The 22,274-nt window shown below is 41.5% G+C and carries 16 protein-coding genes, 4 tRNA genes and 1 pseudogene; 18 read left to right on the plus strand and 3 right to left on the minus strand.

Annotated features, from left to right (window positions below):
- Window positions 1-418 precede the first annotated feature (418 nt).
- From HMPREF3208_RS01680 to HMPREF3208_RS01695, 4 genes are all read left to right on the plus strand, one after another.
- The gene (locus HMPREF3208_RS01680; RefSeq protein WP_064346932.1) at window positions 419-2,206 is read left to right on the plus strand and encodes a spore germination YkwD domain-containing protein; all 1,788 of its coding nucleotides are present in this window, start codon (window positions 419-421) and stop codon (window positions 2,204-2,206) included.
- Window positions 2,207-2,403: 197 nt separating this feature from the next.
- On the plus strand, window positions 2,404-3,732 hold the full coding sequence (locus HMPREF3208_RS01685; RefSeq protein WP_196227885.1) for an FHA domain-containing protein: 1,329 nt from the start codon (window positions 2,404-2,406) through the stop codon (window positions 3,730-3,732).
- Window positions 3,733-3,893: 161 nt separating this feature from the next.
- Window positions 3,894-7,502 carry a helicase gene (locus HMPREF3208_RS01690; RefSeq protein ID WP_419185097.1) on the plus strand — a complete coding sequence of 1,203 codons (3,609 nt, stop codon included), beginning with the start codon at window positions 3,894-3,896 and terminating at the stop codon, window positions 7,500-7,502.
- Entirely contained in the window at window positions 7,499-7,702 is a 204-nt protein-coding gene (locus HMPREF3208_RS01695) for a hypothetical protein (RefSeq protein ID WP_016636716.1), read from the plus strand. The genes HMPREF3208_RS01690 and HMPREF3208_RS01695 overlap by 4 nt, the downstream gene beginning before the upstream one ends.
- Before the next feature lie 82 nt (window positions 7,703-7,784).
- On the opposite strand, the gene HMPREF3208_RS01700 is transcribed toward HMPREF3208_RS01695, so the two are convergent.
- Window positions 7,785-8,558 carry a hypothetical protein gene (locus HMPREF3208_RS01700; RefSeq protein ID WP_064346935.1) on the minus strand — a complete coding sequence of 258 codons (774 nt, stop codon included), beginning with the start codon at window positions 8,556-8,558 and terminating at the stop codon, window positions 7,785-7,787.
- A gap of 101 nt (window positions 8,559-8,659) precedes the next feature.
- Entirely contained in the window at window positions 8,660-8,836 is a 177-nt protein-coding gene (locus HMPREF3208_RS06420) for an FmdB family zinc ribbon protein (protein WP_081091154.1), read from the minus strand.
- 274 nt (window positions 8,837-9,110) lie between these two features.
- On the opposite strand from HMPREF3208_RS06420, the gene HMPREF3208_RS01705 reads away from it, so the two are divergent.
- The 10 genes from HMPREF3208_RS01705 (at window position 9,111) to fdxA (ending at window position 16,548) form a co-directional block, all read left to right on the plus strand.
- Entirely contained in the window at window positions 9,111-10,259 is a 1,149-nt protein-coding gene (locus HMPREF3208_RS01705; protein WP_016636719.1) for a hypothetical protein, read from the plus strand.
- Window positions 10,260-10,506: 247 nt separating this feature from the next.
- Window positions 10,507-10,800, plus strand: coding sequence for a co-chaperone GroES (gene groES, locus HMPREF3208_RS01710; RefSeq protein WP_004114319.1), 294 nt, complete (start codon window positions 10,507-10,509; stop codon window positions 10,798-10,800).
- A gap of 283 nt (window positions 10,801-11,083) precedes the next feature.
- Window positions 11,084-12,181, plus strand: coding sequence for a histidinol-phosphate transaminase (gene hisC, locus HMPREF3208_RS01715; protein ID WP_064346937.1), 1,098 nt, complete (start codon window positions 11,084-11,086; stop codon window positions 12,179-12,181).
- Between the two features lie 110 nt (window positions 12,182-12,291).
- A tRNA-Tyr gene (locus HMPREF3208_RS01720) sits at window positions 12,292-12,373 on the plus strand.
- Between the two features lies 1 nt (window position 12,374).
- Window positions 12,375-12,446: transfer RNA gene (locus HMPREF3208_RS01725), tRNA-Thr, on the plus strand.
- A 4-nt stretch (window positions 12,447-12,450) separates the two neighbouring features.
- Window positions 12,451-12,524: transfer RNA gene (locus HMPREF3208_RS01730), tRNA-Met, on the plus strand.
- A 53-nt stretch (window positions 12,525-12,577) separates the two neighbouring features.
- Window positions 12,578-12,748, plus strand: coding sequence for a 50S ribosomal protein L33 (gene rpmG, locus HMPREF3208_RS01735; RefSeq protein WP_004105548.1), 171 nt, complete (start codon window positions 12,578-12,580; stop codon window positions 12,746-12,748).
- 127 nt (window positions 12,749-12,875) lie between these two features.
- Window positions 12,876-14,147, plus strand: a complete 1,272-nt coding sequence (locus HMPREF3208_RS01740; RefSeq protein ID WP_064346939.1) for an FAD-binding protein — start codon at window positions 12,876-12,878, stop codon at window positions 14,145-14,147.
- A gap of 284 nt (window positions 14,148-14,431) precedes the next feature.
- Window positions 14,432-16,060: an APC family permease gene (locus tag HMPREF3208_RS01745; protein WP_016636723.1), complete on the plus strand. Its 1,629-nt coding sequence runs from the start codon at window positions 14,432-14,434 to the stop codon at window positions 16,058-16,060.
- Window positions 16,061-16,224: 164 nt separating this feature from the next.
- Window positions 16,225-16,548, plus strand: a complete 324-nt coding sequence (gene fdxA, locus HMPREF3208_RS01750) for a ferredoxin (RefSeq protein ID WP_016636724.1) — start codon at window positions 16,225-16,227, stop codon at window positions 16,546-16,548.
- A 186-nt stretch (window positions 16,549-16,734) separates the two neighbouring features.
- On the opposite strand, the gene dinB is transcribed toward fdxA, so the two are convergent.
- The gene (dinB, locus tag HMPREF3208_RS01755; RefSeq protein ID WP_064346940.1) at window positions 16,735-18,045 is read right to left on the minus strand and encodes a DNA polymerase IV; all 1,311 of its coding nucleotides are present in this window, start codon (window positions 18,043-18,045) and stop codon (window positions 16,735-16,737) included.
- 161 nt (window positions 18,046-18,206) lie between these two features.
- Between dinB and HMPREF3208_RS01760 the strand changes: the two genes are divergently transcribed.
- The 4 genes and pseudogenes from HMPREF3208_RS01760 to HMPREF3208_RS01775 all read left to right on the plus strand — a co-directional run.
- Window positions 18,207-19,139: an EamA family transporter gene (locus tag HMPREF3208_RS01760; RefSeq protein ID WP_016636726.1), complete on the plus strand. Its 933-nt coding sequence runs from the start codon at window positions 18,207-18,209 to the stop codon at window positions 19,137-19,139.
- Between the two features lie 231 nt (window positions 19,140-19,370).
- A tRNA-Ser gene (locus HMPREF3208_RS01765) sits at window positions 19,371-19,457 on the plus strand.
- A gap of 365 nt (window positions 19,458-19,822) precedes the next feature.
- On the plus strand, window positions 19,823-20,608 hold the full coding sequence (locus tag HMPREF3208_RS01770) for a hypothetical protein (protein WP_064346942.1): 786 nt from the start codon (window positions 19,823-19,825) through the stop codon (window positions 20,606-20,608).
- A gap of 43 nt (window positions 20,609-20,651) precedes the next feature.
- Window positions 20,652-22,274, plus strand: a pseudogene (locus tag HMPREF3208_RS01775) (peptidase); the annotation flags it as partial.

Raw genomic sequence — 22,274 nt, forward strand, 5'->3', positions numbered from 1 at the left:
TACTCAGTCCCCATTTTTTTTTTATGCTCATACCTTTTAGTGCATTATGGTAATCGGCAAAAACTGTGTAATCTGCAGAAACTGAGGTTACAGATTGAAAGTGTGTCTGAAGCCTTTTGACCTATAACTTTCCATGTTCGATTTATAATTGAAAACACGGATATAAATTTGAATAATAGCTACTCGTTGTATTGTCATTACTGTAGTAATCGCTAAAAATTGTCAAAATTAAGTCATGAAAAGGCGTTGCTGTAGGTGAAATAGAGTAGAATGTTTTTCAAACGTTTTCAACTTTAAGTGTTTGGAGGCTGCGTCTTTCATGCACTATGTAATTGCAAAGGTTGAATAATAAAGCATTGTAAATATGTTTTGAACGTTAAGCAATACCGTTGGGATTGTAGATAAGAAAGGGAACTATATGTTAAATAAGAAGGCTATAGTAGCGTTTTCATTTGGCGCTGCATTTGTTGCCGGGTTGGCTTTCGCTACTCCTGCAATGGCTGGACCTCTTGACGGTTCAGATTTCCAAGCTCCAGCTCCATCAGCACTTGATGGTTTTATTAAAATTCCATCTGACTATGCTAAAACAGTAACTCCTACACCATCTGCAGAAAGTGACGATAAGAGCGTTGGTGATTTTGGTGATGACACAGATTTAGATGGTTTTGTCGATAACGATTATCAAGGTTTTTTTGTTGGCGACTCTGATGATTTTGGTGATTTTGGTGATTTAGGTGACTTAGGCGACTCTGATGATCTTGGTGATTTAGATGACTTAAGTGGCTTGGATGATCTTGGTGATCTAGGTGACTTAAGTGGCTTGGATGATCTTGGTGATTTAGATGACTTAAGTGGTATAGGTGACAATGATTCTGACGTATTTCCAGATACCCCTACACCTGCTCCGGAACCAGCTCCAGCTCCGGAACCGGCTCCTGCTCCTGCGCCAGTGACGCCAGATACTCCTAGTGGAGACACTACCGTAGCAGAACCTAACACAAATGATGATGCATACGAAGCTCCAGTCGTACTTACTCCACAGGAAAAAGCTCAGAAGATTCAAGAAATTAACAGTGAACTTGAGCAAGTAAAAGCTACTCTTTCTCCTGAAGATTTAAATCTCTACAACGCGTATGAAACTGAAGTTGCAAGCGCACTCAATCAGAAGAATCTAGTTAAAGAGACTTTTACAGACTATCTTAAGAATCTTCTTACATATGGCAATCTTACCGGGGATGATTTGCGAGATGCTCAAGATGCATTAGCAATTATGCAAGGTAAAACTATTAAGGCTTATGAAGTTATGGGGCCGAAGATTTCAACATCGGACGGTGGTTATACACAAATAGTTCGTCCTGTTGGTGAAGAAAAATCTCCTACTTTCTACTCTCCAGCAAGGAATGCTTACCCAGTATCTGCAGCCAGCCTTTTTGAAGTTATGAATGCAGCAAATTACAATAAGCAATTGAATGCATTGCGAGCTTCTGAAGGGCTTGGACCTGTTAATATAAGTATGCGTAGTATTGCAGAAGCAATCGCACATAGCATGTTCTCTGATACTCGTATTGCGCATGCTGTTATGGCCGCACAGGAACAGCATCCTTATCGATACAATTCAGAGAATCTTGCATGGGGAAAGTATCATATTTCTACCACTCATGAGAACGATGATGAGAGTCCAATGAAGGGTTGGTATTACGGAGAAAAATCCATTTTTGATACTGCTGTCAATAATGGCACATTTAACGATGATGGTCATGTATATACGCTTAAAGCTGGCAATAATCTCGAATCTTACCGTCACAATATTTCTGGTTTGGATAACTTGCCTGAATCATTGTTTGAAAACGATCCAGATAAGTCGGTATTGCAGAAATTCCAAAATGCAGTTGGTCATTATTTGAACTTTGTGAATCGTAACGTTCTTTCTAATGGTTTTGCACAAAGCAATGATTCTGCTATTTATGGATCTGTTGTTATCTGGCATGGTAGTTCTACTAATAAAACTTCGTGGACTCCAGATACATTTGATCAGTCACTACATGCATATATACAAAAGGTGGGTGCTCAAAAAGTTCAAGTACCAGATAATTTGCAAGCTATCTTTAAAGCCTCTGACAATTTAGGTAATGCCATGCGTAAGGATTCTTCACCATTATGTAGATATGTGCGTTTGCAGCATCAATTGCAAGCTTTAAGAGATTAATAAATCTACTTTTGCATATATGCATCGATGACGTTCATGGATACTTCTAACATGAGCGAATACATTATTGCCAACCAGAAGTTTTTCTTAAACTTATGGTTGGCAATTTTTATATTCAAAATTAATAAAAACTAGCGCAATATACACAAAGCATGACACAATAGTAAGTAGTGTATTTTTTGAAGGGAGCAGGTCACGTGAGTGAGCGACAAGCCGTACAGCGCTGGATGATTACAGTAGGTGGTGTCGAGCAGGCACGTGTGGGTGCAGGACAGTCAGTAGAGATTGGACGCAAGCCTATACGCCCATTGCGCGACGATGGTTTCGTGCGTGTTGACATAGTAGATAACAAACGCTCTATGTCAAAACGACATGCGTTACTCATTGTTGATAAGCGTGGTGCAGCAACAATTCGTGATTTACATTCAACAAACGGCACGTATTTAGTTAGTGCCAACGGGGATTTATTGCGATTAGAGCCGGATGTTGATTTTCAGCTGCCAGATAGCTTAATGCGTATGCAACTTGGTGATGTTCCTGTTGATTTTGTGTGCGTTGAAGATACTGCAATTGAAGATAAACAAGATGATGAAGTTCGCAATTTATTCTCCTATGCTACTGATGATGCACATGATGAACATGCTGTACCAGATTTATCGGTGGATCAAATTCTTGACTTGCGTGCTGGTGAGCCAACAGGTATTTTTCATGCTCAGTCTGTAGCACAACCAGACCTATCTTGGGGAAAGGGTCAGTTTGCGCAAAACTTGTCCTCTGGCGCCACATTGCGTAGCGCTGCTATGAATCATCCTGTAACGTTACCGGTAGTGCCTGAGCATGAAGAAAAGCCCATTGAACCTCGTGATTTATTTGTTGATGCTCAATCATTGCAACAGGAAAATATACAACAGGAAAATATACAACAAGAAACAGTTGCACTACAAGAACATATTCAACCTAACAATGAGTTGCAACCTAACAATGAGTTGCAAGAAAATACTCAATCTAATACGCAATTAGATAGCGTAGCGCATTCTGAAGTGTTCCAAGAAACAGAAAATCAAGTATCACAAGAAAGCGATATTTCGTCCTTTACTACTGGTCCTTTTGCTACAGATATTGTTGGTGCTGTTCATCGTGATCTGTCTGCACAAACTGCTGATATGAACCATGCTGATACTGAATCTGTTATTTCTGGTATTGATGTTATCGATAACGGCGTTTCATATTCGCCTGCTTTTGAACCAGGTTCAGTATTTGAAAAAGTGTCAAAAGGTGAATTTGATGCCCAACAAAATATGGTAGAAGCTGGTGGGTTTACTTCACGAGAAGCTGAAGAAAGTAATGATTTTTCTCAACAATTTGAAATGGCACAGTATCCAGAATTACTGCCATTTTTAGCGACAAATCCAGGTTTGTATGATGATTTATATGCTTGGCTGGCAGCGCAAGGTAATGCCGAAGTTGACGCTGCGCTTGCGCGTAACAGTGGTTACAGTGAGTATCGTAAAGCTATAGAACAGTAAGTAAGTAGGGTTGGAATATGAGAGATACAAACAATAGTGAACAAGATTCATCATCGCAAGTTTCTGCAGACGCAGTAGTAAAAGGTGCTGCAACGAATGACACCTCATTGAACGAAGATACTGCTCAACAGGAGGTCAGTTCTGAAGCATTGCAGCGTATTATGGCATGGAAGCAACAGTATCAATCACAGTTATCTCCTTCGCCGCTAGAAGATATTACGCAACTTTCTGCAAAATTAGAATTAACTCATGCCCATCCTTCTGGTATTGCACAGCTTTTTGCTAGTGGAAAAGCAACATTAAAAGCTTTATTCCGTGATGCCGGTATGTTGCGTGCCGCAGGACGTCGGTTAGATCGTGTTTTTGAAGATCGCGATGCAAAAGCTCATGAAAGTGGTGTTTCTGAACTCTCTTTAATTGTTGGTGTTGCGCTATGGAATGGTAATCACGTTCCGGTACTTACATATCCTGTTCGTGTAATTCGTGATGTACAACAAGATGAAACTGCTGCAACTATTTACTTTTCTGGAAGCGTTTGCTTAAATCGCGCGTTGGTTGCGCGTTTAAGTTTGCGCGGTGTTCAATTGCGGGAAGATGTGTTATTTGATGGTTCTCACTATGAGAGTGGCACTCCTGAGACTTCTGTAGTTTTTGACGCTATTTGCCAACAGGCTCGTAGTGTTTTTCCAGATTTTGATATTGAACGTGATATAGTTCTTGGATGCTTTACTGATGCTGGTTCACGCTTTGTAGCAGAAAGTGAACAAATTCTTCAAGATTTACAGTCTGGTAGTGCTGGAAATACTGCGATTGACGCTATGGCTGGTAAAGAGCATGCCATACAGGCACTTCAATCTATTCACAAGATGGAGTATAGTCCTTTTGATGCAGATCCTCATAATGAATGTGAAGTTGGCGAAGTAGATAACACTGTACGTTATGCTGCTAATCTCGTCGCTTCTGGAAGTTCTTTATTTGTAAACATTGATTCAGGTTCAGATTCTGCAGCAATCGCTGCGGCAATTGCTTCTCATTCAGTGATTGCGGGACGTTCTGTGTTATACGTGCCGAATGTTGTTGAACAACAACGTCGTTTCCGTTATACCTTAAATGCGCATGAAATTTCTTCATTGGCATTGGATGTTGCAGATGGGCATATTGCCAAGCATGTTGATGCTCAATTGATTGCTGCAGTTGGTGCTCGTCAGAGTGTGGCAACGTCGCGCTTTGAACAAGTTGCAGATGAGTTAGTTGGTGTGCGCTCGCGTCTTACTCGTTATTTAGGTGATCTTCACGGGGTAAATGAAGCTTGGGGAGTGTCAGCTTATCAAACTATTCAAAATCTTGCTGCTATTGCAATGTTTCCATCTCATCCTTCTACGCATGTTCGTTTAGATGTTAATGCAGCACATGCGATGACTGGGCACCTTGAAGAGTGGGCGCAAAAACTCCATCAGGCGGATGAGCTTGGTGAATTTAATATTAACCCTGAAGATACGCCGTGGTTTGGTGCATCAATATTTGATGAAAATGAAGCAGTTGCAGTGTATCAGCGTGTAGTAGATGTATTGCTTAAACTTCTGCCAGCTACTCGTGAACAAGTTAAAACTACAGTACAAAACTGCGGTTTCCCTGTGCCAACGACAGCCCGAGAATGGAGTCGTCAAGTTACTGTTCTGAAGAATTTGCGTCGTGTGCTTGACGTATTCCAACCAGAAATTTTTGAACGTGATTTGGACTCAATGATTGAAGCCAGTAAGCCGAAAGCTGTGCGTAAAGCTGAAGGCACAGTTATGGGCTTTTGGGAGCGTCGTCATCATATGCGAGAAGCTCGTAGCTTGCTGCGTGTAGGAGCCAAAGTTGACGATTTACATGAGGCTCTCAAGATTGTTGCGCAACAGGCAGCTCAATGGCGTACTTTTGTTCCTCATGGTGGATGGCCTGTTTTACCTCCAAAACTAGATGAATTGGTTAGCACGCAGGAACTGTTAGCAAGACATTTGGTCGCTCTTGACGCAGTATTAGCTACAACTCGTCAAGGTGCTGATCTTGAAAATATTGAATTTGTGCAGCTTGAATCACGGTTGCAATCCTTGCATGATGATCGTGCTTCGTTGGATACGCTTCCTGGTCGTTGTAATTTGGAACACGAATTCAGTGATGCTGGTTTACTTGATTTAGTCAATGATTTGCGCCGTCGTCATGTTACAGGTGGAGCGCTTGATGGTGAGTTGCAGCTTGCATGGTGGACTACCGTTTTCGAAGATATTGTTAATTCTTCTGCGATTATTTCTCACCAAGATGGTTCTGCAATGCAGGATGCTTCTGATCGTTTTGTGCAAGTTGATACTGAGCATGTTCGCTCTATAGGTCCAATGGTTCAGCAAGAAGCCATGCGTCACTTATGCGATTTGTTGTTCTCGCATACGCAAGAAGCAAATCAGTTGCATACTATGCTTGCTAGTAACCGTTCTGGAATTACCTTTACGAAACTTTTGCGAAATTATGCAGAGCTTGTATTGGCAGCAAAGCCAATATTGGTTGCTATGCCATCAACGCTGACTATGATGACGCCACTGACCCCTATTGCAGATACTGTGATTATTGATTCTGCTGAGCACATGTCAAACATTGAATTGTTCTCTATTCTAGCTCGTGCACATCAAGTAGTGGTGTTAGCGCATAAGCAGACTGTAAGTTCTGAAAGTTTGAATAAGCTTATTTCGCTATTGCCAACAGTTACGGTCACTTCTCGTGCTACGCGCAGATCATTGCGTTTAGCTCGTTTCTTGGAAGAACACGGTTATGGCAAACTTCGACATGATGTTCCTATTGAACGATTACAAGGTAAGGTGCGTTTGCATCAGATTGATGCTACTGGTGTACCTATTTTGTCGTCTGGTCTGATTGAAAGTAGTCAACAAGAAATTGATGAGGTTGTAGAGCTTATTCGTCAACGCGCAAAGACGTTTACTGTTGTGCCTTCAGGTTATGTGCTAGTTGTGGTAGCACTAACAAATGTGTTCCGTAGTCGTTTAGGTGCTGAATTAAAGTCTTTATCTATTAAAGATGAAAATATGGGTCGTTTCTTACGTCACGTACGGCTTATGAGCATTAATGAAGCCTCAGGTGCAGTGGCAACCGATGTAATTATGTCGCTATGCTATGCCAAAACTTCTCACGGGCGGTTGCTTCAACAATTTGGTCTTATTGAAGAAGAAGGCGGCAGTAGTATGCTGCTTGATGCGCTTGCATTAGCTCGCCGTCATCTTGATATTGTCAGTGCTTTTACTTCCCAAGATATGGAAGATGAGCGTTTGCATCAAGATGGTCCGAAGTTGCTGAAAACTCTTTTGCAATGGGCTGAACAATTAAGCGATAAACCATTACGTCCTGAGGATATTCATGATGTTGAAGCGCAAGTTGCTGCTCAAGCTGCTCAAGAAAATGTGTTATTTACTGATTTAGCTGAACGTATTCGTGCTCGCGGATTAAAAGTTGCAGTGAATTATGGTTTTAACAATGGTATTCGTATGCCGCTAGTTGTTGGTCTTGCTGATAAGCCTTTTGCTTTGGCTGTGCTTACGGATGATGCACAATTTATGAGTATTCAATCTACGCGTGAACGTCATCGTATGATGATTCAAGATTTGGAATCTTTAGGCTGGTCGGTTATGACAGTGTGGAGTGTTGGCGCTTTTGTTAATCCTGAAAAAGAAGTTGATCGAGTTGTTTCAAGACTTGGTGAATTGTATGGTGATAGTGAATGAGTGATTATGATCCTCATCGGCGTTCGCCGCGTCGATCTGTGAGAGTTGTTCGTGAAGGCTCTGAGCTTTTTGATGCTGATGGTGTTAAATTAGAGCCTTCCGACAATCTCACAGCAGAACAACGTAATTACGAGGATGATAAACGTATTTTAAGCGAGTTGCCACCTCATTGGGCGGTATTTTCGGAACGTGGTCGTTGAGTATTATTCCAACATTATTGCTGTGATTTTGTCTCTAGCATATCGTTTTGTCTCTAGCATATCTATTTAATATGTCTAACTTTTATTTCGAGTGTTTCATAGCAACAATTGCTAGTGAGGGATTCGCAGATTGTGCTTGTAGTAAACGTAGTGCATCTGCAGCAGGCATGGCAAGTGTAGTAGTATTTTGCTGATTTTGTGCTGATTGCTGGTTTTGCGTTATATGCAGTACCATGACATGCTGTATTATGCTTACATAGCGTTTATCAATTGTTGTAATTTCAGCTTTTTTGCTTTCATTATTGTGTTCTGACGATGCTGGGTTACTATTTTTCCCCAATTCTGCACCGTTTATATCGTTATCGGCATCTTCATCTTGCAGAGGTTTACTAAAAGCAAGATTAATTTGTTCTCCAGGTATTAAAGTGTGATCTGCACTAGCTAAGTGCACATTAATAGAAGTGAATCCTTCAGGAATACTTGGAATATGACTCACAGCATTTTGTAAAATTGGCATGCCTGTTTGTATTTCACAGGTAGTAATGAGAGGATTATGCGCATTTACCCGTTCAGTTAATGCATAATGAAATACATCATGTTGTGGCACTCGAACATAGCTTATGTCATTTGCTGTGAGTTGCGCACCTTGCTGAATGTGGTGAGATGCTACAGGTATTACTTGTGTTGCTTGTGCGTCAATAATTGATGATATTACAAGTAAAGACATGATTCCTGCGCACAGCACTATGATAATTTTTCTAACAAATGCGCGTTGGCGACGTTGTATTAGTGCGCTGCTTCGTTGAGCGCGCTGAAATTTTGATAGTAAAGAAAAGGTTATACTCATACTTTGCATTGTGTAGTTTTTATTGCAGGTGTACAAGAAAAACTACACAATGTGGTTAAAACCTATAATCGTAGTCAGAAAGTACGTGAATTATTTTTTACTTATTAGGATTACTTGTCTGTTCTGTAAAAACCTTTGCCTTTGAAATTAATTGGAGGAGCAGAGTACACCTTGTGTACTGTATTCTTGCCACATTGAGGGCAAAGAGTAATAGGATCATCTGAAAATGATTGATGTTCTGAAAAATCGTATCCGCATTGCTTGCAACGGTAATGATAAGTAGGCAAAAGTCCCTCCGAAATTACATGAGCATGTAAATAAAAAGTTTTCGCTCGAAACAAAGTTTCAACTGTCAGCCTAAGCTGTAATGAATCTTACTTACTGTTCTTCCACATATCCTAGTCTATACCGTGACAGTTGGATACTGTATGAAACTTATTTACTACATAATATGTTGATACAGCGCATTGTGCATAAGTGTTTATTGCATGCTTATATTTTGACGACACGCCGAAATGTTTATGTTGCTACACATCCTATAACTTCTTTATATTAATAGTTATGGGTTATGAATCGGTGAGTGCGCTTCTTGTGTTGATCATCCTCGTAGCCTTATGGTTCGGGTGGTTGCCTAAGCGCACGGTTAATGGTATGAAATCTATGCTTGAGCATCGTGAAGATAGGTTTTCACCTTCACTGCATCTTGTAGGTGAGTGGAGTATCGCACATGTTTGTGACGGTACGAGTATGTTGGCAAAAGAGGCTTGTATGCAACCGACTCAACAAAAACAAACATTAACACCTGAACATATTGCGCGGGTTCGTACTGCTCGACGTGCTGCTGTTCGTCGTCGCCGCATATTAGTCATCGCTCTTGTTGTATTAACGATTCTTGTGTTGCTAGCAGGCTGCTCTGGGTTATTTACACCAGTGTTTGCGCTTATTCCAGCCATTATGCTGTTTGTTGTGCTGTATCTCGGAGCACGGGTGTCTCGCCGTGCGCGCAAGTGGGAAGCACGCGTAGCCGCAATGCGAGACGAAAAAAATCAAGTACAGACAGAAGATGCCTTGTATAAACATCATAATAGCGCTCTTGTGTATCAACTAACTGATACTAACAATGCATATGATGCTAATGCTGATAAGGCGAGCAATAGTATTGATAATGGTAACAATGCGGCTGATAGCGGTTATGGCACTGTGGTTGATGATTCGACTGCTCCAGTATCTTCTCGATCCCGTGATGATGCAGAAACTTCTGTTATGAAACAAAGTGAAATTAGAGTAGCATTGCATCAGGCTATGCAAGAACGAAATGCTGCACTGCGCACTCGTGAAGTTTCTCAAGAAGCATTGAGCGAAGATGTGGATGTAAATGAAGATGCTTATGATGTTGCTGATTCTGTGCCTATTGTTGATTCTGCGTGCGTCCATCAAGATTTGATTTCATTCTCACTAGACGCTCAAGCACAAACTCAATCAGAGAAACCTTCGTCAACACCATCTATGCCAGAAAGCTTGGAAATTAAGTCTACTAAGCAGGTAACGAAAGCAGTGCCAGTTGCTAAGTCAACACAAGCCGTTCTGGGGATAGAATCGTCACAATCCCATACTCAAGAATCAACAAGTGATGTAGAAGCTCCAGAAAGTTCTGCAGATTCATTAGGTGTAGCTAATTTGCATGATGTGCTTTCGCGCCGTAGTTCATGACACGCTATTCTTGTAAACATACGCATAAACTCGTATATGATTCTTCGCGACGCTGTATTTTCAGTATATTGTGACGAAACGCGCAACAAAATATTTTTAAAAAGATTAGCACTCGAGTTGGCAGAGTGCTAAATTCGCGGTACCATGAAACACAGAACGTAAGTGCGGTTGCAGACGTGATCGTCAGCCTCGTCGGATTGTGCTTGCGTACAAAGTTAGTATCTCTCTTAAGAAAGAGGTGGCGACAGTGTCGATTAAACTCACACCGTTGGAAGATAAGATTATTGTAAAGCAAGCTCAGGCGGAAACTCAGACTGCTTCTGGTCTGTATATTCCGGATAATGCTAAGGAAAAGCCTCAGCAGGGTGAAGTTCTTGCTGTGGGTCCTGGTCGTCGTGACGATAAGGGCGAGCGCATTCCAATGGACGTTAAAGTTGGAGACAAGGTTTTGTACTCCAAGTATGGCGGAACTGAAGTACACTATGAGGGTGAAGATTACTTGATCGTGTCTTCGCGCGATGTGCTTGCTATTCTTGGTTAGTATTAGCCAATGTGAGCAATAATTCTTTACGCTAAAAGTAGCGTTAATAACGCTGGGAATGACAGAAATGTTGTTTCCAGCGTTTTTTATTGCTGTGTGTTGTCAAGAAAAAACTATTGCGTAAGGTCGTATCGTTGAAGAACAACGAATAAAACTGCGAAATCAAGTCGAAGTGTGGGAAAGTGTCGTCTATGAGTCAAAAAGCACGGTTTTGCTGACTGTATACGTGAATTACGTAAAGTACTTGCATAGTTGAGTTGTACAAGGAGTATGATGGAGAAGTATGACATATAAACATCGCAGCATTGTAGATACGATTCCTAGCTATAAGCAGGGTAAGCCAGCTCCTCAATTGGAGGGTATTCGCGCATATAAGATTTCCAGTAATGAGAATCCTTATGAACCTTTGGAAAGCGTCAAAGAAGCTATTGCAACTCGCGCGCTTCATGTAATCAACCGTTATCCAAATATGCGCGGTACGGAAGTTGTTGAAGAACTTGCTAAGCGTTTTGGTGTGACATCGGATGAAGTGGTGCTTGGTTGCGGCTCTACTGAAGTTATTACGCAGTTGGTTGACTTTGTTGCAGGTCCGGGTGATGAAGTTGTGTATCCTTGGCGAAGTTTTGAAGCGTATCCGATTATTGTGACTGGAGCTGGTGCTACAAGCGTTCAGATTCCTAACTGTGCTGATGGTTCTCACGATATAGATGGCATTATCAATGCTATTAACGAGCGTACGCGTTTGGTTATTTTGAATAATCCTAATAATCCAACCTCTGCATCTCTTAGCGAAGCTGACGCGCGCAAAGTTTTGGATGCTGTACCGAGTGATGTGCTTGTGCTTATTGATGAAGCTTATGTGCAGTTTAATACTAATGAAGGTACTGCAGACGGCATGAAGTTGTATCGTGAGTATCCAAACGTAGTTGTTGCACAAACGTTCTCCAAAGCTTATGGTTTGGCAGGTTTGCGTATTGGTTATGGTATCGCGCCTGCTGAAGTTGTAGAGGGCATGCGTAAGGTGGCTGTGCCTTTTGGTGTGTCTCAAATAGCACAGGTTGCTGCTTTGGCATCGTTGGAAGATACTGCAAGCGAAGAAATGAAGAAGCGTGTCGCGTCTCTTGTTGCAGAGCGTGAGCGTATGGTTAGTGCTTTACGTGAGCAGGGCTGGGATATTGCGAATGCCTATGCTAATTTCTTCTGGATGCCGTTTGGTGTAGATACTGAGCGTGCGACTGAGCGTTTTGTGGCAGCTGGATTGTCAGTTCGAGCTTTTGCTGGTGAGGGTATTCGTATCAGCATTGGTGAACGTGAAGCTAATGATCGTGTGCTTGTAGTTTGCGAAAATCTAAAAAAAGCTGGTTTTAGGCTCGATAATTAACTTTTTTCATATCAGTTTTGTTTTCGGCGTGTCTTAAACTTGCATTCGTCGCGTATTTGTGGCAGAATAACAAAGTTGCCGTTTGAAGTTCACTTCTTACGGAGACTGCTGGCGGGTTTCCCAAGTGGTCAAAGGGAGCTGACTGTAAATCAGCCGCTTCGTGCTTCAGTGGTTCGAATCCACTACCCGCCACGCCTCGATAGCTCAGTGGTAGAGCACTTCCTTGGTAAGGAAGAGGTCGTGAGTCCGATTCTCACTCGAGGCTCTCTGGCGGGGTAGCTCAGCTGGCTAGAGCGTACGACTCATAATCGTAAGGTCAAGAGTTCGAGTCTCTTCCTCGCTACAACGGCCAGTAGGAGACTGGCTGGCCAACAATGAATTGTAGAGGTGAACGAAATGGCAAGCAAGAGCGCTGACATCCGTCCGGGCATCACGATGGCATGCACGGAATGCAAAGAGCGTAACTACATCACGACGAAGAATCGTCGTAATACGCCGGATCGTCTTGAGCTGAATAAATTCTGCCCACGCTGCGGCAAGCATACGCTTCATCGCGAAACTCGCTGAGAATTTTCAGCTTGCTGTGTTGGGATGTGGCTTTACATTTAAACTCATCACGATTGCGCAGAATATAATACTTATTGCCCCGCTTTTGCGGGGTTTTTTGTTATTTCTTGTTGTTAAGATATGAAACATGACTATGCAAGCATCTTTAGTAAATAATCCATCGTTCGCAGATATTACAACCATTGGAGTTGGTGGTAGTATTGCGCATTTTATTCAACCTGCGAGCCGTGTTGCTGTTATTGAAGCAGTAGAAGATGCTGATGAATCAGGGTTGCCATTATGTGTTGTTGGTGGCGGTTCAAATATGCTCGTTAGTGACAGTCCATTTCATGGTGTGGTAATTCGTGATGCTCGCCGCTCTATTCATGTTCTTGATGAGGCTGCGCCTGCAGAAGATGGCATTGATGAGCAAACTGGTGCGCGCATGGTTCATGTAAACGCTGAAGCTGGCTGTAATTGGGATGATTTTGTTTCACATGTACTTGCGCTCGGCCTTGAAGGCGTAGAGGGGCTTTCTGGTATTCCTGGCACCGTTGGTGCTTCTGTGGTGCAAAATATTGGTGCTTATGGTCAAGAAGTTTCAGATAGTGTTACTTCAGTAGAGGTTTGGGATCGTAAAACGAAAACAACGTATGAGTTATCGAAAGAAGCGTTGTGTTTCGGATATCGTACGTCAGCGCTTAAGCAAAGTATGTATGTTGCTGATAATGAGCCTGTTAAACCATATTTTCCTACTCCGCGTTATGTGGTCTTGTCTGTTACGTTTTGCTTATGTCACAGCAATACTGGCATTGTTTCTCATGCACAGCTTGCGCATGCCTTGCGAGTTGAAATAGGTGAGCGCATGCAGACTAGCACAATTCGTCGTGAAGTTTTGCGTGTGCGTGCTTCTAAAGGCATGCTTGAGGATGCTTCTCGATATAGTAATCCGTGGATGCAGGGCTTAAAAAGTACTGAAGGTGTAAATTGTGCTTTACGCTTGCAGCAAGAGGATTATGCTATCGGAGAGTGGCATGAAGGAGATGCTCCTTATAGTGATCGTCACAGTTGTGGTAGTTTCTTTATGAATCCAGTAATGACACAAACCCAAGCTGTTTTGTTGCCTGAAGATGCTCCAAGATTTGATGTTATATTGCCAGATGGCTCCGAAGGTATAAAAACTTCTGCAGCATGGCTTATTGATCATGCTGGTTTTCATAAGGGCTTTAGACTGACGAAAAATGGTGAAGCTTCTCCAGCTGGTCTTTCTTCTTTGCATACTTTGGCTCTCACTAATCGCAATAATGCTTCTTGTGCTGATATGCTTGCTTTGGCGAAAGCTGTTATTAACGGTGTGTATGGTAAGTTTGGTGTGGTTCTTGTTCCAGAGCCTGTGCTTATTGGTATTTCTGTTAAGTAAAAATTTTTCAGAAAATATACCAATAATGCAGAAATATATATAGTTATTCATTAAAATTTTGTAAATGCTACAGGAACACACGGGAAAACTACCGTAGAAGCATAGTTTTGTGTAATATTTACCTACATTATCTATATAAAAATTTTTGTTTAGCTTTACTTACAAAAAATAAATAAAAGTTTTGTAAAGATAATGTCGCAACTGTTCCGCAGAATTCGTTGATGCGTTGCTAATTGCGTCTATACCTTTATACCTACTTATACCTCAACGAAAGTGCGTTTATTATGCAAATATGGAGAAAAAAGTCTGTTGAACAGACTATCGCAGAGACAATGGATGGTGAACGCCATCTTAAACGTACCTTAAATGCGTGGGATTTGGCAGTTATGGGTGTTGCTGTTGCTGTTGGTGCCGGTATTTTCTCGGTTGGCGCTCAAGCTGCAGCATTTCATGCCGGACCTGCTGTAATTATTAGCTTTATTATTGCAGGTGTTGTATGCGGCTCTGCTGCAATGTGCTACGCAGAATTTGCCTCTATGATCCCAGTTGCTGGATCTGCTTATACATTCACATACACCACAGTTGGCGAGCTTGTTGCTTGGATTATTGGCTGGGATATGATCCTGGAAATGCTGATGGCCGGCTCAGTGATAGCAAAGTATTGGGGCGTGTATCTTAACGATTTAATGAAGCTTTTCGGCTTGAATATGACTACCAGTTTTAAGCTAGGTGGTTTTACAATCGATGTAGCTCCAATCGTAATCGTTGCATTCTTTACAACTATGCTTGTTCTTGGCACCAAGCTTTCTGCACGCTTCGACGGCGCTTTAACAATCCTTAAGATTGGTATTGTTCTGTTCGTGGTAGTTGTGGGCTTCTTCTACATTAAAGCTTCAAACTTTACTCCGTTTATTCCACCTGCAACTGACGTTGCCAGCGTGAAAGGAATAGAAGTTTCTGGCGTTATGAGCCAGCCTTTGTGGCAGTGGGTAACCGGTATGCAGCCAGCCGTTTACGGCGTTCCTGGCATTCTTTCCGGTGCTGCTTTGGTGTTCTTCGCATTCATCGGTTTCGACGTTGTGGCAACCACCGCTGAGGAAACTAAAGATCCACATAAGAATATTCCACGAGGCATTGGTCTCGGTTTGTTTATTGTTACTGTTCTTTACATCCTTGTTGCAGTTGTGACCACCGGTATGGTTTCCTACAAGGATTTGGCAAAGCAGGAAGCTCCTTCGCTTTCTACTAGCTTTGAACTCGTAGGAGCTACTTGGGCTGCAAAGATTATTTCCCTCGGCATTGTTATTGGCTTAACAACCGTTGTGATGGTTCTTTTGCTTGGTCTTACACGAATTATCTTCGCTGTGAGTCGCGATGGTCTGCTTCCGCGTAGCTTCTCTAAGGTAAGTAAGCGTGGTATTCCTGCAAGGCTTCAGATTATTTCCGGTATTGTTGTAGCAATTGTGGCTTCTACACTCGATATTGGCATTCTTTCCGACATGGTGAATATTGGTACGCTTTCTGCGTTCCTGCTTGTTTCTGCAGGTGTGCCGATTATGCGTATGCGTAGACCAGATTTGCATCGTTCATTTACTGTGCCAGGCAATCCGTGGCTTCCGCTGTTTGCAGCACTTTCCACATTCTGGCTCATGCTCAACTTGTCTGTATTGACTTGGATTCGTTTTGCAGTGTGGCTGGCAATCGGTTTTGCGGTGTACTTCGGCTACTCTTACCGCAACTCTCTGCTTGGAAGGCAGTTGCGTAAAGCCAAGAAGCTTGGTGTACCAGTTGAAACCTTGTTTGCTCAAGATGCTGCAGCTGCAGAAAAGGTAGCTGAAGGAGAAACAGAAGAGCAAGCTCGCGCAGAAGCTCAAGCTGAGGTAACTACTGCATCTCAGTCTGCATCTGAATAGTTTGCGACTAATAGTCTGCATCTTAGTAAAATAATCAAAATTAACAAATTATTGAACTAGCAAAAAGTCGACATGCGGTTACACTGTATGCCGACTTTTTGTTATAGACTTTCCAAAAATGTCCTATAATAGAAAAGTTGCATAAAAGTAGGAAGGAGGGCATTATGCCATATGTAATCGCAGAGCCTTGCGTAGATGTAAAAGATAAAGCATGTGTTGATGAATGTCCTGTGGACTGCATTTATGAAGGCGATCGTACGCTTTATATTAACCCGAATGAGTGTGTGGATTGTGGAGCGTGTGAACCAGCTTGCCCAGTAGAAGCTATTTTTTATGAAGACGATTTGCCAGAAGACTGGGAGTGGTACCGAGATGCTGCCGTTGATTATTTTGACAAGCTTGGCGATTTAGGTGGAGCTACAGATGCTGGAGCTTCCGGATGGGATGAGGCGCATGTTGCAGCACTGCCTCCGCGACGACCTGCCTGAGCAAGCTCAGTAGCGAGCGCGTTACCCGCGCGAGCGTTAAGCACACCGTGCTTCACAATTGAGCCAAATCACGCTTTGAAGGAGCTTGAAATCCTGTTGATTTCAAGCTCGGTCAAAGCGCTGCGCGAGCGTCCTTCGTTCAGTGCGAAAAATCTCACCACACGAATATTCGTGCAACTAGAATTACTACAATCCAATATGTGCTGCATCGTCACCGTATTTTTTGCGAACAGCGTCTAAAGCATGTTCGGCGTGACGCAATCTAGTGTTTTTATTCATTGCAGATATGCTGTTTTGCACAGGATTCTTAGATTCGCGCGTATTTTCTTCCAGAATATCGTTTAATGAAGGTTGCAGCGAAACTTTATTTGCTGGAACAAGATTATTCGCTGTAATACCAGCCAAACGAACTGTGCTTAAAAGCTTTGTGTTGTTTCCTCCAAGAATGTAATTGTGAACAGTTGGATTAGCTTTAGAAAGCAAGTCAATAGCGTGCTTATAAAACTCGTGTGTTGAATCTGTCGCATTATGCAAAGTAAAAGATCTAGTAGCGTAATGCAAATCACTAAATCGCAGTTTTAATGTTATAGTGCGTGCCATAAGCTTACGTTTTCGCAATTGTTGAGTTACTTCACTGCAGCATTGATACAACAATTGTTGCACAGTGTGTTCATCTGTTGTGTCAGTGTCGAGGGTTCGCTCAGTCCCAATAGATTTTTCTGGCGCTCGCGGTGTTACAGTGCGCTCGTCCATGCCCCTAACAGACTGATATATCATTTTTGCGCAAGCTTGAGAGCCTGTTATGCGAGTAAGTGTCGCTTCGTCAATGTTTTTAAGCGATGCAACTGTGGATAGTCCCCAGTCTTCAAGCTTATGTATTAAAGAAGGTCCAATTCCAGGTATTGCGCGCAAAGGCATAATTGATACAAAATCTGCGTTACATTTTTGCGGAATAAGAAGCATGCCATTGGGTTTTGCATTAGTTGATGCCATTTTTGCAATGAGTTTATTACTAGCAATGCCAACTGAACATGTAATATGATATTTTTCAAATACTTCTTTTCGTATCCAAGTTCCAATGTTTACAGGCGATTTCCATTGCAATAAAGCCGATTTAATATTCATGTAGCATTCGTCAACAGAAACTTTTTCGACTTGATTGGTAACATGCAAAAAAATTTCTTCAAAAATACTGTTAGAAACGCTTAAATAATAAGACATATCAACCGGCAAAAAAATTCCTTGCGGGCAAAGACTTCGTGCTTTGACTATTGGCATAGCAGAATTAACTCCGTAAGCTCTAGCTTCGTAGCTGGCTGCGGAAACAACAGCACGATTTCCCATGCCAATAATAAGTGGTTTTCCTTTAAGTTCCGGGTGCCTTGCAACTTCTAAAGAAGCATAAAATGCATCCATGTCAACGTGGAGTATGTCACAGCATGAGGTATCGTGTCCCCAATTGCGTTTTGCTGCTTGTACTCGCGGCGCTGTACTCATAATATGATGATAGAACAAAAGTTCGATTTTGTGAAGAATAATGTATTTCTATATAAAAAAATTGCTATATTTATAACAGTAAAGATTAATTTTTTATAGAAATAAAACTATTTTTGTCGCGAAAGCGTATGTCGACGTCATATTCATGTAGGGTTGGTGCTATGAAGCAATTTGTCGTTAATAGTTTACGTCGTATGCCTGTGCTGCTTATCATTGTGATAGAAGCCGCGATGGTTTATACGGCAACTTCTGTGGCAAAAGTGGCTTTTAGCCAGTTAGATCCGTTGTATGCAGTGTGGTATCGCGTAGGTTTTATGACGCTGTTGCTCTTGATTTGGCGACGACCATTTTCTAGTGCCAAGCGCAGTATGTTGCCGAAAACTTTACAAGAATGGGCTATTGCTGCTGCGGTTGGGATTTCACTAGTTGCTATGAACACCATGTTTTATGTGGCAATTAGTTGTATGCCTGTAGGCGTGGCTGTAACTATTGAATTCATAGGACCATTGCTCGTGGCTGTTATTACTGGGCACGAGTGGCGTGAGCGAGTTGGCATGCTGATTGCAGTTTGTGGCATTGCTTTACTTGCTAGTGCTTCTATACATAGCGCAGTTAGCCCACATTTTCTTGCTGGTTTATGTGCTATTCTCGTGGGCGGATTCATGTGGGGTTTGTACATTGTTTCTGGTCGTATGCTGGCAAAAAGTTCGCATGCTATTGATCGCGTAAGTATTGCAGCACTTATTGGATGGTTGCTGCAATCTACTGTGCTCGCTGTTCCTGCGGTGCAGCATGTTATTTCACCTAAATCGGAAGCTACATGGGCTGCTCGTCCTGGTGGTTCTTTTGCTTTGCTTGCGTTGATGCTAGTTATTGCAGTGTGCGCTTCTTTTTTCCCAACTTTGCTTGACCAAGTTTTACTGAAGCGTGTTACTTCTGCAAAATACTCAGTTATGCAAGCGCTGTATCCTGCAATTGCTGTGATTATTGGAATGGGATTTGGTGAAATACCAACCTTAACTGATATTGCTGGTATAGCTTTAGTTATGTGTGCTGTAGTGGTTACTTTTTCTGGTGACCATAATCCTGTGTGAAAATATATCAAAAGAGTATTTTGTTGTAGTGACCTTATTTGGATTTTGTTTTGCATACAATTTTTTGCGCGATAATATTTTCGTGTATTTTTATAAGCATATTTTGTAGAATCTTCGTTTTTATATAGTAAGTGAAGAACTTATTGACACGAAATGTGTCGTTGGACTTGTTTGCAGTCCTACAGAGGTGCTATAGTGTCAATCTGTTGCTGCTTTGTGTAGTTAACAAGTGGAGTCATGCCTGAGTGGCCGATAGGGGCACCCTGCTAAGGTGTTAGTCGTGTAAGCGGCTCGAGAGTTCGAATCTCTCTGACTCCGCGTTTGTCTCAGTAGACGTGGTTTCATGTCTACTGAGATTTTTGTTATGACCATGAAAATTTGGATTAATTTCGGTGTTATTTCCCAAAATGTGGATACTTAAAATTTTGAATCTGACCTTTTAACCACAATCATCAAAAATTGTTTACGCATCTTTAAGCGAAGAGCATAGTTAATGTCATGAGCGTTTATGAAAAGCGTTCAGCATAAATAAATGCATAATTACTTCATGATATATATGCATATATACGAAAAAATATGCATATTGGGAACAAAATGAGAGTTATTTTCCCTAATGAGTTGCTTGTAAGTGATATTGCGAATATTTATGTTATTACATTAAGGGTTGGGTTAAGGAGAATCTCATGAAAAGATATGGGGGAAAACACAGTATCAAAAATTGTGCGAATATGCTGCAAAGTAGTTTGAAGCGCAAAAGTATGCGAATATTGGTAGCGCTTATTTCTTCTTCTATTGTAGTTCCTGCAGTTTTTTGTGCACAGTTAGCTTCGGGTTTAAATATCCCAAATAGACCAGGTTTCTGGTATAAAAAATCAACTACTGTAGAGTGGTTATCGCGTCCTGATTTGTCTCTTATATTAGGACCGTCTCTTTGGGAAGCAAATAAAAAACTATATTGTATCGAATCTTCTGTTCTATACAATGCTACTGGCATTTGGAGGGCAGAAGCTAGTGAAGATTATCGTATTGCCGCAAAGTTAATTCAAGACAATAAATCCAATGACGATAGAGTTGTGCAAGCTTCTATAGCGTTTGCAATGCATAATCATTTTGATATTAATCAAGCAAGATGGAAAGAAGTTGTAGAGAACGGATTTGAAGATATTGATACACAAATTATTGCTGATACTGCTAATCGTTTGTGGCAAGAGGCAAGGAAACAAACTCCAATTCGTGCTGAATTAAAGAAAGAATACACTATAGGTCAACGTGCTGGTAGATTCACTATTCGTGTGTTTAATCCTGATGGTGAAGTATTAAGTGGTATTCCTGTCAAAATACGGTATGATGAAGATCTTATTAATTTGGAAAGTAAGAATGTTGGGCAGAAAAACTATGTTGGTGAAGTGGAAATAAGATCAACTAAAGAAGGAGTGAGTATTCCGTGGGAAGCGAAAAAAAACAAGTAACGTCAATATTAGCATTCTTGTACAAGGGCCTGAGCCTGAACGATTGTACTCGGATACTGGTCAAGATAATATACGTTCTGACGAGCCAGCATGGTATGGCCAAGATTTTAGAATGATTGTAGATACCAGTTTCCAGCCAACTCTTACTTCAAAAATTGATCATCATGAATTGCAAATCGGAGAACGGGTTGATAGTGCTGTAACAAGTGGTGTTGCAACCAATGATGCTTGGATAAAAGGTGCACATATTGACGCGCAAGGATACTATTTTGTGGGTTCTGCCAACAGTGTTTTACATATGGAACCTCGCAAAGAAAATGAATCTGCGACGGAATATTTAGAGCGCTTAAGAAGTTTGTCAAATTTGCGGCAGGTTGCTGCAGCGAAAGCAACTTTTTCAAACTCTGGCGAAACAGTAGTTGCTTCAGCAAAAAGAGCTGCTGGTAACATTAGTCTGCCTGATCTTGATAAAGCTGAGCCTTATACAGTGACTAAAGATGAAGTAGGGTTGTTTGGCACATGGGTCTGGATTATTGCAGATACGGGTCAAAGTATTCCAGGGAATGCTAAATTAACGAAAGATGTGGTTTATGCATTTGGATCTCCTGAAACAACAGTAGTTCATAAAGCGTTAGTAAGTTCTGATTTTGCGCCACAGCAGCAAACGGTTGGTCTCGGAAAAGAAATTGTTAATGAAATCACAGTAAAAGGTCTTCCAGAAGAGTATGGCTCATTTACAGGCAATGAAAAGTATGGTTTTTCTGCCGATAAAAAAGCGCATATTCGCGTATGGTGGGCTGGTGCAGGTACAGAGAATCCTACGAAAACAGATAATAATCAATATATGCCAGGTGCAGCAGGTGAACCAACTGTTCAAGAACCTAAGGAAGATAAACATCATCGTATGATTGCTGATTGGGAGGTTCCAGCTGTTAATGGCATATACAGAATAGGTGATGGAGCTATTACTCTTCGTGATATCGCTGGTTCAGATAAATCAGTTCCAGGGTCGCGAAAGCTAGTGGACAATGTGCATATCCTTGCTAAGAAAAATAGTGATTCTGGATGGTATGTATTTGTGTACGATTTCCCAGGTTCATCACGTGCAATTGCTTACAAATCTGCATATGATAATTCTTGGAGTCGTACTTATGTTGAGTCAAATCCTGTAAATCGTACAGTGTCGGTAACGACGCAAGTAAGCGATAATAAAGTGTACGTTGGAAAGAAATTCCATGATAATGCAAATATTACTGGTGATGTGCCGAAAGGTAGTTATGTAATATTTAGTGCCTATTCGTATAAAACTGATAAGAATCCTGCTGCAAAGAAACTTGAATTCTCCAATAAACAGTCTGTGAGTGCCAGTGTTAATGCTGTTAAAACAGTTGCAAATGAAACAACCACAAGTAATGAAGAAGTAATGCCTCCGATGCGTGTAGATATTATGAATGTGCAGAATGATGTAAATAAGAAATCGTCAATTACTGTGCAGTCTCCAGATATTACATGTAATCATGAGGGTAATGTGTATTGGAAAGCTGAAGTATTTAATGCACAAGGTAAACCTTTAGCTACTCATGTATTAGGTGTAGAAGGTGAAACTGTACAAGTGATACATAAGCCGGTTGATTCTAAGCCTGATTCTAAGCATGAGGATCCGAAG

It is taken from the genome of Gardnerella vaginalis (genome assembly GCF_001546485.1).
In the GTDB taxonomy this organism is placed as follows: domain Bacteria; phylum Actinomycetota; class Actinomycetes; order Actinomycetales; family Bifidobacteriaceae; genus Bifidobacterium; species Bifidobacterium vaginale_D.

What these genes read in the sequence shown, in the direction of transcription:
- HMPREF3208_RS01740 (WP_064346939.1), top strand. Translation starts at nt 12,876, where the DNA reads ATGACTATGCAAGCATCTTTAGTAAATAATCCATCGTTCGCAGATATT.
- HMPREF3208_RS01760 (WP_016636726.1), top strand. Translation starts at nt 18,207, where the DNA reads ATGAAGCAATTTGTCGTTAATAGTTTACGTCGTATGCCTGTGCTGCTT.
- HMPREF3208_RS01770 (WP_064346942.1), top strand. Translation starts at nt 19,823, where the DNA reads ATGAAAAGATATGGGGGAAAACACAGTATCAAAAATTGTGCGAATATG.
- dinB (WP_064346940.1), bottom strand. Translation starts at nt 18,045, where the DNA reads ATGAGTACAGCGCCGCGAGTACAAGCAGCAAAACGCAATTGGGGACAC.
- HMPREF3208_RS01680 (WP_064346932.1), top strand. Translation starts at nt 419, where the DNA reads ATGTTAAATAAGAAGGCTATAGTAGCGTTTTCATTTGGCGCTGCATTT.
- HMPREF3208_RS01745 (WP_016636723.1), top strand. Translation starts at nt 14,432, where the DNA reads ATGCAAATATGGAGAAAAAAGTCTGTTGAACAGACTATCGCAGAGACA.
- HMPREF3208_RS01690 (WP_419185097.1), top strand. Translation starts at nt 3,894, where the DNA reads ATGGCATGGAAGCAACAGTATCAATCACAGTTATCTCCTTCGCCGCTA.
- HMPREF3208_RS01695 (WP_016636716.1), top strand. Translation starts at nt 7,499, where the DNA reads ATGAGTGATTATGATCCTCATCGGCGTTCGCCGCGTCGATCTGTGAGA.
- HMPREF3208_RS01700 (WP_064346935.1), bottom strand. Translation starts at nt 8,558, where the DNA reads ATGCAAAGTATGAGTATAACCTTTTCTTTACTATCAAAATTTCAGCGC.
- fdxA (WP_016636724.1), top strand. Translation starts at nt 16,225, where the DNA reads ATGCCATATGTAATCGCAGAGCCTTGCGTAGATGTAAAAGATAAAGCA.
- HMPREF3208_RS01705 (WP_016636719.1), top strand. Translation starts at nt 9,111, where the DNA reads ATGGGTTATGAATCGGTGAGTGCGCTTCTTGTGTTGATCATCCTCGTA.
- rpmG (WP_004105548.1), top strand. Translation starts at nt 12,578, where the DNA reads ATGGCAAGCAAGAGCGCTGACATCCGTCCGGGCATCACGATGGCATGC.
- hisC (WP_064346937.1), top strand. Translation starts at nt 11,084, where the DNA reads ATGACATATAAACATCGCAGCATTGTAGATACGATTCCTAGCTATAAG.